The organism is Mucilaginibacter sp. OK268 (genome assembly GCF_900103125.1).
Lineage (GTDB): Bacteria > Bacteroidota > Bacteroidia > Sphingobacteriales > Sphingobacteriaceae > Mucilaginibacter.
The window spans coordinates 261786-277860 of record NZ_FNJV01000007.1 but is presented as its reverse complement, the minus strand read 5'-3'; the positions used below and the strand labels follow the sequence as shown (position 1 = coordinate 277860).

12 protein-coding genes are annotated in these 16075 nt (G+C 41.1%); 9 read left to right on the top strand and 3 right to left on the bottom strand.

What is annotated here, in order from left to right; genetic code table 11:
* The 3 genes from BLR84_RS21245 to BLR84_RS21240 are packed head-to-tail and all read right to left on the bottom strand — an operon-like array spanning position 1 to position 2773.
* On the bottom strand, positions 1 to 861 hold the full coding sequence (locus BLR84_RS21245) for a DUF932 domain-containing protein (RefSeq protein WP_255367006.1): 861 nt from the start codon (positions 859 to 861) through the stop codon (positions 1 to 3).
* Positions 776 to 1786, bottom strand: a complete 1011-nt coding sequence (locus BLR84_RS30425; RefSeq protein ID WP_255367005.1) for a hypothetical protein — start codon at positions 1784 to 1786, stop codon at positions 776 to 778. Before BLR84_RS30425 ends, BLR84_RS21245 begins: the two co-directional genes overlap by 86 nt.
* Before the next feature lie 12 nt (positions 1787 to 1798).
* Positions 1799 to 2773, bottom strand: a complete 975-nt coding sequence (locus BLR84_RS21240; protein WP_090472153.1) for a hypothetical protein — start codon at positions 2771 to 2773, stop codon at positions 1799 to 1801.
* 659 nt (positions 2774 to 3432) lie between these two features.
* Here BLR84_RS21240 and BLR84_RS21235 point away from each other — a divergent pair.
* The 9 genes from BLR84_RS21235 to BLR84_RS21195 all read left to right on the top strand — a co-directional run bounded on the left by BLR84_RS21235 (position 3433) and on the right by BLR84_RS21195 (position 16054).
* The gene (locus tag BLR84_RS21235; RefSeq protein ID WP_090472151.1) at positions 3433 to 4452 is read left to right on the top strand and encodes a nucleoside hydrolase; all 1020 of its coding nucleotides are present in this window, start codon (positions 3433 to 3435) and stop codon (positions 4450 to 4452) included.
* Positions 4453 to 4578: 126 nt separating this feature from the next.
* Positions 4579 to 5160 (top strand): RNA polymerase sigma factor, encoded by a 582-nt coding sequence (locus BLR84_RS21230; RefSeq protein ID WP_090472149.1) that lies wholly within the window; start codon positions 4579 to 4581, stop codon positions 5158 to 5160.
* Between the two features lie 153 nt (positions 5161 to 5313).
* Positions 5314 to 6267: a FecR family protein gene (locus BLR84_RS21225; RefSeq protein WP_143013963.1), complete on the top strand. Its 954-nt coding sequence runs from the start codon at positions 5314 to 5316 to the stop codon at positions 6265 to 6267.
* A gap of 265 nt (positions 6268 to 6532) precedes the next feature.
* A complete protein-coding gene (locus BLR84_RS21220; protein WP_090472359.1) occupies positions 6533 to 9931 on the top strand; it encodes a TonB-dependent receptor in 3399 nt (1132 codons plus the stop codon).
* A gap of 2 nt (positions 9932 to 9933) precedes the next feature.
* Positions 9934 to 11304 (top strand): RagB/SusD family nutrient uptake outer membrane protein, encoded by a 1371-nt coding sequence (locus BLR84_RS21215; protein WP_090472145.1) that lies wholly within the window; start codon positions 9934 to 9936, stop codon positions 11302 to 11304.
* Positions 11305 to 11357: 53 nt separating this feature from the next.
* Positions 11358 to 12290, top strand: a complete 933-nt coding sequence (locus BLR84_RS21210) for a glycerophosphodiester phosphodiesterase family protein (RefSeq protein WP_090472143.1) — start codon at positions 11358 to 11360, stop codon at positions 12288 to 12290.
* A gap of 226 nt (positions 12291 to 12516) precedes the next feature.
* Positions 12517 to 13683 carry a glycerophosphodiester phosphodiesterase family protein gene (locus tag BLR84_RS21205; RefSeq protein ID WP_090472141.1) on the top strand — a complete coding sequence of 389 codons (1167 nt, stop codon included), beginning with the start codon at positions 12517 to 12519 and terminating at the stop codon, positions 13681 to 13683.
* A gap of 58 nt (positions 13684 to 13741) precedes the next feature.
* A complete protein-coding gene (locus BLR84_RS21200) occupies positions 13742 to 14359 on the top strand; it encodes a hypothetical protein (protein WP_090472139.1) in 618 nt (205 codons plus the stop codon).
* A 27-nt stretch (positions 14360 to 14386) separates the two neighbouring features.
* On the top strand, positions 14387 to 16054 hold the full coding sequence (locus tag BLR84_RS21195; RefSeq protein WP_090472137.1) for an RICIN domain-containing protein: 1668 nt from the start codon (positions 14387 to 14389) through the stop codon (positions 16052 to 16054).
* Positions 16055 to 16075 lie beyond the last annotated feature (21 nt).

The following is a 16075-nucleotide window of genomic DNA, read 5'->3' as shown; positions in this document are numbered from 1 at the left end:
TTAATTCATTTCAAATACCGTTCCACCCCGCTTTTCAAATTCCTGGCACAGGTTGAACGCCGATTGGGTTTTATTAAATCCACTGCCGAATAGGATGGACTTCAATTTCACATCTTCACTTTTGTAGGTCCTTACATTTTGCAGATAACCACTGATGGCGTTGTAAGCCCCGAAAAGAGTTCCTCTCGTGGTATCGGTCTGCTGTGTGGGGTGACTGAACGCAAATTCACATACTTTTTCCACGGTGTTCAAAAAGTGACTGGAGTACTCGTCTATATTCTCGTCCAACACATTTTGCAATACCTCTTTGCTGGGGGCCATCGCCTGTTGTACCAACCGTAACACTTCTTTGTCGCTTATCCTGACTTGTGACCAACGGTTAAATAGGCCATCTAGTTGACCGGAAAGGGTATTGGAGATGCCCATGACCTTATGCGCCTGTTTCAAACGCTCCTGTGCGTTTTGGGTATGACGGATCTTTACAGCGTTGGTCATGTTATTCAGGGCAGCATGAAGCGTATTGTTGCAGCAAACCCGTGTCGGCGTAAACGCCGCGGTTATGCTGCCATAACCATCGTGGGAAGTGGTCAGGAAAACGTATTTCTCAATGAGATCACCCCTCCCTATCCTGATATAACCGGGTAGTTTTGCAGTGATAAATATGCGCTCCCCTTTGCCTAAAGCCCCGGCAGTCTCATATAAAATGCCATCCCCGCCACCTACAATGGCATCAAAAAAGCTAAAGGCATCCCGGTTTTGTACCACCTCATAATCATTACCCACCACACCCAACACCTGTTCGGTGTCCGCACGTGCGGTAGCGTAATAATTCGGTATAGCGATATCGGGAATAGCTACCACCGTGGTAAATTGTTTTAGTAATTGACAGTACTTTATTTAATAACGAATGAGAAAAGCTTAGATCTCCTTTGAAATGACATTGTTCGACCATGATAATACCCATAGCTGTCATAGCGGAAAAAAGAACCTTTCCACCGAAAACACTATGATCAATATACAATTCCTTTTCAAAAACTGCTCTTGCACCAAGCAATGATCCTTCCAGTTTCAAATTATGCAACTGAACCTGTTGCCGAAAAATAGTGTAACCCATATCAATCTCTTTAACAGTAATCTTTTGTTCACCATTAAAATCGCCAGTCAAAATAAAACTCCCCAGTTTGCAATTTGAAACGTTTAATAATCCTGCTATTTGGCCATGATTTATTTCCAATTTTTGATTAAAGTGGCATGAGCTTAAATCCAAACCTTTAGGGAAAGTGCAATCGTGTAAAAACACATCCTGCTCAAATAAAGAATATTTAAAACCCGGCTTCATCAAAGGAAGCATAGACTTTGTTACGGAAAATGTGCTGCGGGCAAGGGTACTTGTAAAAGATGCCTCACCTTTAACATCGATCTCCGTAAAATTCACACGTTCTCTAAATTCATTATGATGAAATTGTAGCCCCTTTTCAAAAATTACATTGTTAATTAAAACGGGGCCGCTTAGGAGAGAGTTGACAACGCCAAAAGATTTGGTAAATTTCACATTAGTGATGTATAGGCCCGGTGTTATGCGTGCGGAAATTAAATCCGTTTGCTGAATTTCATTCATTCCCGAGATAATCTCTATACCTTCGACCTCGTTATCTTTTATAATGTCATATAAATTGATACCGACGTTGATTTCGCATTCAGAGAAGACAAATACGTTTTTATTCTGGCGCAGGATATTGAGCACATCTTCTGCATTTTTTATGATAAATTTCTTCCTGGCGACCATATGTGATGAAATTTAATTATAAATGGAAAGGTGCTGGTTCGCTTTAATTACTATCATTGATCTTAATTTGCCCAACTCTTCCGGTAATTCAACAGGGTAAAAAGTCTGTACCCTCAAATATGATTCCTGCCCTTTCCCTTTGATAGATCTTGTCATGGCTCGAAACCATATCGCATAATCAGTACCTTTTAAGTTGAAATAAATACGTTCTGAATTAAAATTAGCGCATTTGGCAGCTTGATTATAATCGGTTAAAATGTCCTTTATCACTTTAGGTATATTCCGAAAATCAATATGGTTGGTGGTGTGATAGGTTTTTCCCGGCCTGTTGAATTTGACTGTAGCTGCAAAATGAGCGAATAAGGTATGAATATAAACGAAATGATCAATTACGATAAGATGGCCACACAATGTCAGTTGTTCTTCAGCAGGGTTTTCTTCATAATATTCCGCAACTTGATAGTATAAATATTTACTATGCAAGATCAGAGCTTTTTCAATATAACGTTGACGATTGGCCCCTTCACCCATACTTTTGGAAAGATCAGAAATTTCGCGGGTCAAACGCATTGTTTCATTTGCAACAGTTTGTAAAATACCGTTGTCAAATTTACCGGCTTCGATAAATGCTTTCCATTGCAGATAATGGTCGTTCAAAAACTTAACATCCCCTACTTTTTCTTCCTTGGTAACAAATGTTTCAGGGCCATTTTTTATGTTACCCCATCCCTCATGGTCATTCCAGTATAATAAATATTTATCCCAAAACAGAAAATCATCACATTGAGAATATTCAGTAGCTTTAAATGCTAAAGAATCGTCTTCGGCTTTAAAAATATTTTTGGTTTTTAAACATATGAACTTGGATTCTGCAAGCGTGAGCTTCTTATTTTCGACCAGTTTGTGAAGTAAATCAGTGGTAATCTCTCGGAAACGGTCTTTGCTCATGGTATCCCATGCTAAAAGTTCCTGGCGTGAATAAGGCATAAAGTCTAAATGATAATTGGTAGATCAAATTTAGTGATTTGATAAGACTTTTATTGCGTTGTCTTACACTAAAGAGAAACACCAGTTGAATAAAACATTATTTGTAGTAAGCCCTCAATTATCGTAAATTGCATTACAAATCGTTCTATAAAATCCGGTAAAATTGAATTAATCTAAAAGGCTACCATCGAGGCTATCACTTTTTCAGGTAGTTCAAAAAAACTTATTTAAACGCTAAAAACGCATATTTTGCGAAGGAAAATCAAATTTTCATAGAGCCTCCGGCTCCACTGAAAAGACCTTCGCAAGAAGGTCTTTTTTTTGTTAAAGTGCATTTCCAGCATTTTTTTGGGGTTTTTGAAAAAATTATCTATCAAATTTAATCAGCTTTTCTCAAGTTAAAAGGCATACAAAAAGACTAACATTTAACTTTCGAAAAATGTATGCATCGAAAGATGTATTTCGGAATAGTGATCTTTCAGCACTAAATCAGCTTCATTCCTCTTGACAGCTCGTTGTCATCACATTCATAATCATTGCCGCATTTAAGACCTTGACACAGCCATTCCCGTGCAAATTTACGAATCACCGCTTTTAACCAAAAAATATGAACCGATAATATATTATTTGATCTATCTTAACAACTTTGTTTGCAATTCATGAAAAAATACGGTCTTCTCTTCTTTCAATATTTCGTGTTTTGTCTCGTTAGTTACGGCCAGGTACAGAACCCTCCATTAATTACTCCCAGAGCACGGGTAATCATTGATAACGATTTTAGCGGCGACCCGGATGGCTTATTTCAGCTGGCACATCTTGCACTATCCCCTTCTGTTGAAATAAGAGGTATTATCGGGTCACACTTAAGACCGAAGGATTGGTTTGACAGCTCGGCTATACAGGCAGAACATGCTGCAGCAAAGGCAAAAACACTGTTAAGTACATTGCATCTGAACAATCGGATACCGGTTTTTACTGGTTCGAACACCGCCATGCTAAACGATAGTACTCCCGCTCAAAGCGAAGCAATTGATTTTATTATCCGGGAAACACTCAGGACGGATACTAAAGAACCACTTTACATACTATGCGGGGCAGGTCTTACAGAGGTGGCATCAGCTGTTCTAAAAGCACCGGAAATTACTGGAAAGTTCACCCTGATATGGATTGGCGGGCCGGAATATCCCGATCTAGCACCTGCCCCGCCGCAGGCTTCAGGTATTGAGTATAATTTAAATATTGATATAGCCGCAGCAAAAGCCATATTTAATCGCTCGGCCGTCCGTATTTGGCAGGTACCAAGAAGCACATACAGGCAACCGCTTATCGCTTATGCAGAGTTAATTGAAAAGGTTAAGCCCTATGGCGAAACTGGTCGCTTACTGGTTACCGCCCTTGAAGATCTGATGCGTAGAGCTCAAAAAAGCGGGGGTAACCTTGGCGAAACTTATATACTTGGAGATAGCCCGCTCGTGTTGTTATCGGCTTTACAATCACCCTACGAACCGGATCCTTCTTCCAGCACTTATGTGACAAGAAAGACTCCACGTATTAACAATAAGGGTACTTATGAAGACAATCCGGATGGAAGAAAAATACGTGTATATGTTTCTTTAGATACACGTTTACTATTTGAAGATTTCTTTGCGAAAATAAAGATGTTAAACCGGGTTCGTTGAGTGAAAGATTTTATCAGCAGCATCCACGCTGATAAACAGATAGTCCAATACAATATTTTCAGATTTAATAATAACTTAATATTAAGCCTTTAAGATGCAGCTACTTTTGCGTGATTATATCATAATATGAATTTTGTTTACCGCGACGAACAGCATTTGATTGAACAACTACAGCAGAATAGCGAAACAGCGTTCGACTATATATATGATCTTTACTGGAAACAGCTTTTTCAATACGCCTACAATCGATTACAGTCGGAGGAAATTGCCAAAGACATGGTACAGGATGTTTTTATTTCGTTCTGGAACAAAAAAGATGTATTTAAGTTGACCTCATCATTATCAGCCTATCTTTTTTCGATACTCCGGTTTAAGCTAATTGATCATTATCATGCCAGTGAGGTTAGGAAACAACATGCATTAAGTATTAATCAAATTGAGCATCCATCAGATAATAATGTAAATCAAAGCGTTTATATACGGGAAATTAATGGTTTGTTAAATCTGTCAGTACAAAAGCTACCCGGTAAAATGAAGGAAGTTTTTGAGTTAAGTCGTCTTAAAGGATATTCAACCCGGCAGATTTCCGAACAGCTTAACATTTCAGAACAGACCGTTAAAAATCAGCTTTCAACCGCGCTTAAAAGGTTAAGGTTAAATTTTACCGATTACCTGACAATTGCAGTGGTTTATTTTCTTCTTAAGTAGTTATTCTCTTCCCCTCTCTGCTTTAATCCCGTCTGTAATATTCATTTTTCATGTAGTTATTGCACAAAGTCTATCTTTTCAAAATAAATTTCATTATCGTATAGTACCATTCTACCAGATAGCCGATAATGTATATATAAAGCCAGGCATACAGTGGATAAAGAACAAGCCCAACAACTCATTACAAAATATAAAAAAGGTTTATGTAATGAGCAGGAAATAGAAATACTAAACCAATGGATGGATGAGCAGGGACTTGATCAACCTGGCTACTATTTTAAAAGTGATGAGCAGGAAAATGTGCTGAAGGAAAATATCCGTTCTCAGATAAAAAGCAGTTTATTTCCTGAAAGAAAGAAAAGAGATCCTATCCATTTACAGACATGGCTTAAAGTAGCCGCTGTATTACTATTAGCTGGTACTATCGGTATCTGGAGCTGGAACAACTATAACCATAAACCAACAGAACCATATACGTCTATTTATAATCCGGCTGGTCAACTTAAAACCGTGATCCTGCCTGATGGTTCAAAAGTGTACTTAAATGCAGCAACCAGGATAAGCTTTCCCAGTAAGTTCACTGCTGCAAACAGGGAGGTCACTTTAATGGGGGAAGCCTATTTTGAGGTAGTACATAACCCCGAAAAGCCATTTTTAATATATACCGGTAAAGTGCAAACTCAGGTTTTAGGAACCAGCTTTAATGTAAAGGCTTATACCAATGAACCTAAAATTACCGTGGCAGTAGTAAGCGGTAAAGTGGGTGTTGTGGCTGGTCATTTATCCGCACTGCTTACCCCTAACCAAAAGGCTGATTATAATCCTACAAATGGAGCCTTATTAAAAGGCACTATCACTGATGCATCGGTACTGAAAGCCTGGACAGAGGGACAGCTGATTTTTAGGGATCAGGCATTCAATGAAATCACCCGGACATTGATCCGTAGATATAACACTCATATCATTATTCAGAATGACCGGATAGCCGGGTCAATATTAAACGCGCATTTTGATAAAAATGAATCGTTGGAAAACGTACTCAGCGTTTTATGTACTTATGTTGGCGCCAGATACAAATACGAAGGAACAACTTATCTGATACGATAAACCATATACTACCTGATTATTAAACTATTTAACCCCTAAAATATGATGATAAAAAAAGGCTAAGAAACAAAAAACCGAAGATGCTTGCAACATCCCCGGTTTTTACAATTTTCTCCCGCACTGATGTCGCTAAACATACAAATTAAGTTCCAAGGGAGCTTAGCCGGGAGCTTTAATGCTTTAAGATTTCACTTAAAAACATATCAAAATTATGAATAATCTTTTGTGCCTTTCTATAAATGCACCAAAAAAAATATTGCAGATCATGAAATACAGCACACTGATAACTTTAGTAGTTGTTATTCTGAGTACCTTAAGCTACGCCAAACCTGTTTGGGCGCAATCAGTAGCAGATCAAATCATCACCCTAAAACTTAAGCACGTTACATTAGAACATGCGCTTTCACAGATTGAAAATAAAAGCCAGGGTAAATTTGTGTATGGCGAGGGTGTATTGCCTTTAACGGAGCTTGTGTCCCTGGAGATTAAAAACCAATCGCTAAGTAATGCCTTATCCCGCTTACTTAAAGCCTATCCGGTTAACATTGAGTATTCCGGCAATTATGTATTGATCAAAACTAAAAAAGCGGCATCGTCAAAAAAAGCGGGTAACGTTACTGGTACGGTTACAGACGGAGCTACCGGTGAAACACTGGTTGGCGTAACCGTGACGGTCAAGGGAGCCGAACAATCGACCATAACCAACGACAAAGGCCAGTATAGTATCAATGTGATCAACGAAGATGCCATTCTTGTTTTTTCCTATATCGGTTATACCACAAAAGAAATAGCTGTTGGTACGCAATCACATCTGAATGTTAAACTGCTTTCCGGTGTTTCGGCGCTTAATCAGGTTGTGGTAGTGGGTTACGGCAGCCAGAAAAAGCAAGATGTAACCTCATCCATAGCTTCTGTAAAGCCAGATCATATAGATAAGGGAGCCACCAATGACCCGGTTAAATTTTTACAGGGACGGGTTACAGGTGTAAATGTACTAACCCCTTCGGGCATCCCAGGGGCAAAACCCATCGTGCTGGTACGCGGTACAGGGTCCATCAGCGGGGCAAGCTCTCCACTATATGTTATCGACGGCGTGCCTTTTGAAACCGCGCCAAACCTGAACCCTGATGATGTGGAATCGATGGATGTATTGAAAGATGCCGCGGCATCAGCCATATATGGCTCCAGGGCAAATAGCGGTGTAGTCATTGTTACCACCAAATCGGGCAAAGAGGGTAAAACACAGGTTAATGTAACAGCGCACACCGGGACAGGTAGAATCTACAATGACATACCCATGGCCAATGCTGCACAATATACTGCCGTGATGCAGGACGCGGTTAAAAACTACAATACTCAAAAAGGCACCAGCCTTACGCTGTATATTCCCCCGGTTATTCAGGAAACCAACTGGGTAAAGCTCATCTCCCGGGAATCGGCCGTTAATAATTCTGCGGCTATTGATATCTCCGGAGGAAACAAAAACACGAATGTCTTTACATCTTTTGGGTATTTTGGTCAGCAGGGTATTTTGAAGAACAGTAATTATAACCAGTACAATTACCGTTTAAATCTTAACCATACCATTAGCAAATATTTCACTTTACATACCAATTTATCCGGTTCCTATACCAGTCAAAGGTTACTGGAAGAAGGTAACGTAGGGCTTAAAGTATTATATACCGCGAGGGAAGAACAACCCTGGTATGGCCCTTATAATGCGGATGGCAGCTATGCTGTAAATGGGGTAAATGGTATCATCCGCCATAATCCTGTGATGTTGATCAATGAAGAGATCTGGAAAACAAACACTACAGAAGGTATTGGAAGGATCAGCCTGGATATTACGCCTGTAAAGGGATTAACTTATACGCCATCGATCAGCGCTTATGGTTCCCTATTCAACAACAATAAAAAGCTAACGGATAAAATGGTAGCCAGGAATGTAACGGCAGGGAATGGCGCTATTTTGCAGGACAGAAATGTGGCATACCGTTATGTGCTGGATAACGTACTGAACTATAAGAACAGCATAGGTAAATTAGATTATAACATACTGGCCGGACACTCCTATGAAAAATACACAAACGACCAACTGGGTGTATACAGCAGCAACTATGCAAATGCCGCATATCCCTCTGCTAACTTAAATTCAGTTAACGCCGGAACCAATATTTATCCAGATGCAGTTGGTTATGATTCTTATGCCCTGGATAGTTATTTCGGGAGATTGACACTGGATTATGATAGCCGTTATATCCTGAACGCGAGTTTACGTACCGATGGCTCTTCCCGATTTTCTACTAATAAGAGATACGGTACATTTCCTTCGGTTTCTGCTGGCTGGCAGATCATGAATGAATCTTTTATAAAAGACAGCCGACTTGCCAACACACTTTCACGGCTTAAACTAAGAACAAGCTATGGTGTAACCGGAAGCTTAGCCGGTATAGGCAATTACGCCAATCAATCGCTGGTTTCGGGTGGCAACTCCTACAATAACCAGGGCGGTCTGGTCATTACGCAAAACGCCCAGAACCTAACCTGGGAAAAAGCAGGTCAGTTTGATGTGGGATTAGATGCCGAACTATGGAACGGACGTGTAGGGTTCACCACAGATTACTTTTATCAGAAAACAACCAACCTGTTATATAATAAACCGGTTTACGCCACAACCGGGTTTACTTCGGTAGCAGCCAATATCGGGTCATTAAACAATAAGGGCTTAGAGTTAGGCTTAAATGCCAAGATACTCACAGGTGAGTTTAAATGGGATGCTTCGACCAATATTACCTTTGTCAAAAACAAACTGCTCTCCTTATATGATGGCAGCCAAAAGTATATTATCCCGGCCACTGGCAGCAGTTTATTAGGCGGCGGAACAGGCATCCATGCCCTTATCAATGGTGAACCCATCAGCGCATTTTATTTATTAAAACAGACTGGCATCTATCAACAGGACAGTGAAGTTCCAACCAAATTATACGCCAAAGGTGTTAGGGCCGGCGATATCAAATATGATGATGTTAACGGTGATGGTGATATCACAGCAGCAGACAGGCAGTACGCAGGTAAAGCAACCCCCGATTATTACGGAGGCTTTACCACTAACTTGAGCTATAAAGGTTTTGACCTGAATATATTTGCACAATACTCCGTAGGTGCTAAAGTATATGCATCCTATAAAGGTGGCAGCCCGGAAGGTATAGAGTCTTTAGGTAACGCTTTTTCGACCGCGACATTAAATGACGGCAGTAAAACGGAGCAATTTTACAATGTGGACGCTTATGCCGCAACCCATTACTGGACAGGACCCGGCACCAGCAACTTTATGCCCAGAGCCGTAAGAGGGGGCGTATTTACGGGTTATACCAATGGATATAACCAGGAGCCCTCTACACACTTTTTAGAAAGCGGATCATATCTGCGCTTAAAAACAGTGACCCTGGGCTACAATATCCCTCCTGCCGTTTTAAAAAGATATCATATCAGCGCGCTCAGGATCTTTGCTTCGGTTGATAATCTGTACACTTTTACTAAGTATGATGGTTACGATCCTGAACAATCCTATGTGACCAATCCCGGCGATGCTAACTACGGTGTCGATTTTGGCTTGCAGTCTGCATTGAGAACCATCCTTTTCGGATTTAATTTAAAATTTTAATCATGTATACATATAAGATGATGAAAAACTTAAAAAGATTGATGATACTATCCTGTTTAAGCATAACCCTCTGGGGCTGCTCCAAACAACTGGATCTGTCGCCACAGAATGCCATACCCGTAAGTTCGCTGGGTGTAAATGATATACCACAGTTAAGAACCGGCATGTATGCTACCATGGAAGATGTGCTGTTCAATTTCTGGTTTGATTTTGATAAAAGGGGCGAAAACCTAACCGGAGGTCCGGGCTATAATGTGGTTGACCCGGTAAGTATGAATGCTTCTGATGCCGATATCACCAGTTACTGGCGGGGGGATTATAAAGGAATTAATACAGCCAATATTTTAATACAAAGTGTTGATAATTTAGGTACCGGCGCTACCGCGACACAGCTATCCTATAAAGGCGAGGCCTTATACTTCAGGGCGCTTATCTACTATGACCTGGTCATCAGGTATGGCGGTGTACCTATCCTTTTAAAAAGCTCAACTGATGCTGTTCAGCGTTCAACCGAGGCGCAGGTTTGGGCGCAGATCAAAAGTGACCTGATAGCTTCACGTTCATTGATCGGTGCGTTCAGTAATAATTTGTATGTATCTGACCAGGCGGTTAAAGCTTTAATGGCAAGAGTTTACCTGGCTACCGGCGATAAAGCGAATGCCATAACCTATGCCGATTCCCTGATCAACTACAGTAGCGGTAAATTCGCTTTATCAACAGACTCTATGTCTTATTCCAACATGTTTACCGCAGGTTCAACCAGTAAGGAGATCATATTTGCCCTGGCCAATAACAGCACAGCCAATACACATTCTTTTTTGAGTCAGGTAAATGATACCAAGGCGACCTGGCCCTATTCACCCAGCGCATTTACCTATAAAAATCTGTTTAGTGATGCGTCTGCCCCGTTGATCAAGGTTGGGGATAAAAGGAAAGCCGCGGTATTTTCCTCAGATCCCACCCGCATCATCAAGTTTCCAAACGGCAAGGCGGGACAGCAATTAGCCATATCCTCCAACCCTATCGCAACGCCGATCATTATATCCCGGCTGGCCGAAATGTATTTGATCAAAGCGGAAGCACAAGGTGTATCAGCCGGTTCGGCTACGCTTACCTCCTATCTTACCAATCGCTATAAAGTACCGCCAACAGCAGCGTCGGTTGCCGAGTTAACAGCCCCACAATACCAGGATTTGATCTTAAATGAATCACGTCGTGAGTTTTTTGGCGAGGGGCATTGGTGGTATGATATTAAAAGAACAGGCCGAACAGATTTACTGACCACCTTAAACGGGCGTACCTATTTACTATACTACCCTATCCCTCAAACGGAGAAAGATCTGGCAGGATATACACAAAATCCGGGTTATTAATAATTGCTAACATAGCAGATGCCTTACGGGCATCTGCTCATTAAACTTCCAAAATGATCCCTATTAAGAACATTATAAATCTTTGCTTTTTCCTGATCCCTGTCGCCGGATTGTGCCAGTCAAAAAGCAATAACACTGGCAATATCCAGCAGCATTATCAATGGGCTGTTGATCAGCTCCATAATAAAAACTCGAGATCGGTTTTAGTTACGGCGCATCGATGCGATTGGCGAAACTCGCCGGAAAACTCCGTTCAGGCCTTAAAAAACTGTATATCCATGGGTATTGATATCGCCGAGTTTGACATGGGTAAAACAAAGGATGGACAGTTGATTATTATGCATGATAAAACCATCGACCGCAGTACTAACGGGAAAGGGAAACCTGAAGATTATACTTTGGCCGAGATCCGAAAATTCAGATTAAAAAGTGGCACAGGGCATCCAACCGTACACCCCATTCCTACATTTAATGAAATATTGGAGACCGCGAAAGGAAAAATCATTATAGATATTGACAAAGGTTATGATTACTATGATGAGATTGTAGAGAAACTGGATTCGGCCAAAATGCTTGATCAGTCTATTTTTAATATCTATGGCTTGCCTTTAGATAGCGTAAAAGCTAAACATAAAACCATCCCGGAAGAGCTTACCTTACAGGTAATCGTGAACCCAAAAGATCCTAATGCCGAAAGCATCATTAACTCCTACAAAAGCCACCATAAAACCATTATACAGATCATTTTCAGCAATGATACCGATCCAATCCTCGGCAAGGTACCCATTTTAAAGAAAAGCTACTCCATTTGGTTCAACGCTTTGTGGCCCGAGCAAAATGGCGGGCACGATGACGATACAGCTGTTGAAGAAAACAGGCCCAATGAAACATGGGGATGGCTGATTAGTCATGGTGCCAATATAATGCAGACGGACAGGCCTAAGAACCTGCTTAATTACTTAAAATACAGGAAGCTGCACCCTTAAAAATTAGCTAACCCATTTAAACACTTTTTACCGGAGTAACCTGTGCAGAATTGCAAATGGTAAGGTTTTCTATGCCTCATTATTATTTACGCAATCGATTGGGTGTTACCAGTAAAGTAAGGTGTGGGAATAAAAATATCCGTTTCGTTTGAAACGGGATTAATCAACAAGTTGAATCACAAAACCCCTATTAAAATGAAACCACCTTAAAAAACTACCACAGAAAATGAACACTATGCAATTCGCAGGCGCCTATTGTGGAAAGAAAAACATCGCTTTAAAAAGCAAAAAAAAACTAAAAAGAACATTCATCATTATTATGAAAAACATCAAAAAATTAAGTCTACTATTATTGTTGATCTGTGCTTCAAACCTATTACAGGCACAACTTTTAAACACAGATAAAGTAATCAATACATTAAAGTCAGGGAGGAAAACTGACCTTGTTGCCGTTTGCGCACACAGGGGTTACTGGCGCGAAAATGGCGTACCTGAAAACTCCTTATTAGCCATTCAAAGGGCAGCAGATAAAAAGATCGAGACGGTAGAAATCGATATAAAAATGAGTAACGACAATCAACCGGTACTGATGCATGACTGGAACCTAGGCCGGACTACAGAGCTGGGAATGGGTAGAAATGACCTGGTAAGCAGCTGGCCAAACGGCGCATTACAAACCCTTCGTCTAAAAGATAAAAACGGAAATTTAACCAATGAGCATTTACCCACGTTCAGGCAGGTACTTTCCTATATCCGTGATCACAATATCGCGATAGTATTGGTATTGGATATTAAGGATAGAAATGCTGCATGGGCCTGCTGGAACATCATGACTGAGGGAGGGGGCTGGAAGAATCATTGGGGAAGCCCCGCCGCGAAATGGACCGTATTTAAACTTAACGCCACGGTTTATAATGGCCCGGCTGATCTGGAAAAAAGCCTGGGATTAAGCGGCAGCAGATACAATGATTTTAGATTTGTGCCTGTTTATACCACCAACATGGTGGATAAGATTGATTGTATGGCACAATATAAGTCATATAGGAACAAACCCTATTTTATCGGCGTTGAAGTTGATATCAAACAACAAAACGGCATTCATCAGGATATTATGGACCAGGCATGGAATGATGGTAAAACAGTTTGCTGCTTTAATGCCATACCTGATGCGGGCGGCAATAATTTTAATAAAGCAGATGGCACCTGCTGTTACACATTACAGAGTCTTTTTTTCAAGTCAAAATCCGGTAAAGCGGACACCGAGGATAACAGGGGAAGCTGGCAATGGCTAACATCAATGGGGGTACATTGGATCACTACTGACGAACCAGTAAATCTGATCAATGACTGGCTTGATAAGGGTTTCAGAAATGCCGCCAAATACTATTATTGATTTTGTGAGATTGATTTAGCTTTATTCAAGAAATTATTAATTTAAAAAGACTTCAAAAATGAAAACAAATAAATTCCTGCCCATTTTGTGCGTACTTATCGCGCTAATCTCTTTTTTAGGCTGTAAAAAACAGACTACAGAAAGTCCGGCTACTGCCAATGTAAAAACATCTGCCTTAGCGCTTAATTCCGTAACCAAAGCTACTTTTACCACCCCTGATTCTGTAGCGGGTGTAGTTGGTGGTAACTGGGGTAAGGTGAATTACGATCTGGCCAATAATAAAACAGGTGGCGATTCCGTGCTCCTTAGTTTTGATGGCTCCTTATGTAAGGAAATTCATGCCGGTAATGGTTATACTTTAGGTTACGTAGATATAACCGGCAATTCATTAAATACCATTGCCTTGAAAGATGTTCTTTCAGCTCCGTTACAGCTTGTTGATACTACAGCAAAAAGCAAGGAAAACAGTACAAAAAACTGGTATACCTATACTGATGGTAAACAATATGGACTTATTCCTGTAAAAGATCGCTATGTAGTATTGTTTAAAGGAACAAGCATCCTTAAAGCAACTGTATTATATGTACTGCAATTGAATACCGTTGATTATATACCTGGCCACACCAGCGGGTATTATTTTGGCAGCGTAACATTCAATTATAAACGGTTGATATAATATATTTTAAATTAAATTTTAAAAGAAATGAAGTCGAAAATTTTAATTTTTCTTAGTTGTTTATCACTGATCTTTATATTGGGGTGTAAAAAATCGTCTTCACTGGTAACAGCAAATGATTCGCTAACATCCGCTTCCAAATTGGCGGTAAATGCAACCTCAGGGTTTATCCATCCCGGAATGCTGCACAGCCAGGCAGATTTTATCAGGATGCAAACCATGGTTAACGCACATGCAGAGCCCTGGCTTTCCGGATGGAATAAACTAACAGATAACTCGCACTCCGCATCAACTTATAACATGCAAGGGCCTGTAGATACCGTTTACAGAGGGTCTGGTTCGCCGCAAAACTATTCAAAGTTGTATAACGATATCGCCGCTGCCTATCAAAATGCTTTGCGGTGGAAAGTTAATGGCGATATAGCCTGCGGAAATAAGGCTGTGGCTATTATGAACGCCTGGTCGTCCAGGTTGAAATCTATCAACGGCTCTGCGGACAGATGGCTTGCCGCCGGTATATATGGTTACGAGTTTGCCAATGCAGCCGAGATCATGCGCGATTACAGTGGCTGGTCAGCTACAGACTTTACCCGGTTTAAAGATATGATGCTCAACGTATTTTACCCCATGAATCATGCTTTTTTGGTAAACCATAATGGCGCTTGTATCACCAATTATTGGGCAAACTGGGATCTGTGCAGTATGGCATCAATTCTGTCGATAGGTATATTATGCGATGACACCAATAAATTTAATGAAGCAATAACCTATTTCAAAACAGGTGCCGGGAATGGGTCAATTGACCATGCAGTGCCATTCTTATACAACTCAGGTCAGCTAGGCCAGGGACAGGAATCGGGCCGGGACCAGGGACATCAATGTTTAGATATTTCGCTGCTGGGCGCTTTCTGCCAAATGGCTTACAACCAGGGGCAGGATCTGTTTGCCTATGAAAATAATAAAGCATTAGCGGTTTGTGAGTACACAGCCAGCTACAACCTTGGGAACACAGTGCCCTTCACCACTTACAATTGGGGCAATGGGCAACATTGCTCTGCACAAACACAAACGGTGATTGCGGAAGGTGGAAGAGGGGACATTCGCCCAAGCTGGGAGCTCATCTATAATTATCAGCAATCACACGGTGTTACCGGCACAACCTACAGCGGCCAGTATGCTGCTAAAGTAAGGCCGGAAGGCGGCGGCGGCAATTATGGGCCCAATAGTGGCGGATACGACCAGTTGGGATTTGGTACCCTCACCTATTCTGTGGGGGCACAGCCAGTAGCCAATGGCACTTATAAACTGATCAATCGCGCCAGCGGAAAATGCCTGGACAATTTGGGTTTGACAACCAACGGGACAAATGTGGCGCAATGGGCTTCGAGCGGCAGCAATAATCAGAAGTGGGTAATAACTTATAGTGACGGTTTTTACAAATTAGCTTGTGTAACTGGCAGCAAGTGCTTGGATAGCTATGATCATACTGCCGATGGCTCAACCGTTGCGCAGTCGGCAAGCGGTAGTAGTACTAATCAGCAATGGACCATCATTCCTGTAGGTTCCTACTATAAAATTGTTAACCGCACCAATGGCAAATGCCTGGATTCAGGGGGCGGGACTACTGACAGATCTGCCGTGCAGTTCTGGCCAAGCAATAATAGTAACGATCAACAATGGTCCATCGCACCATGATAGACCTGTTGCTTTAAAAAA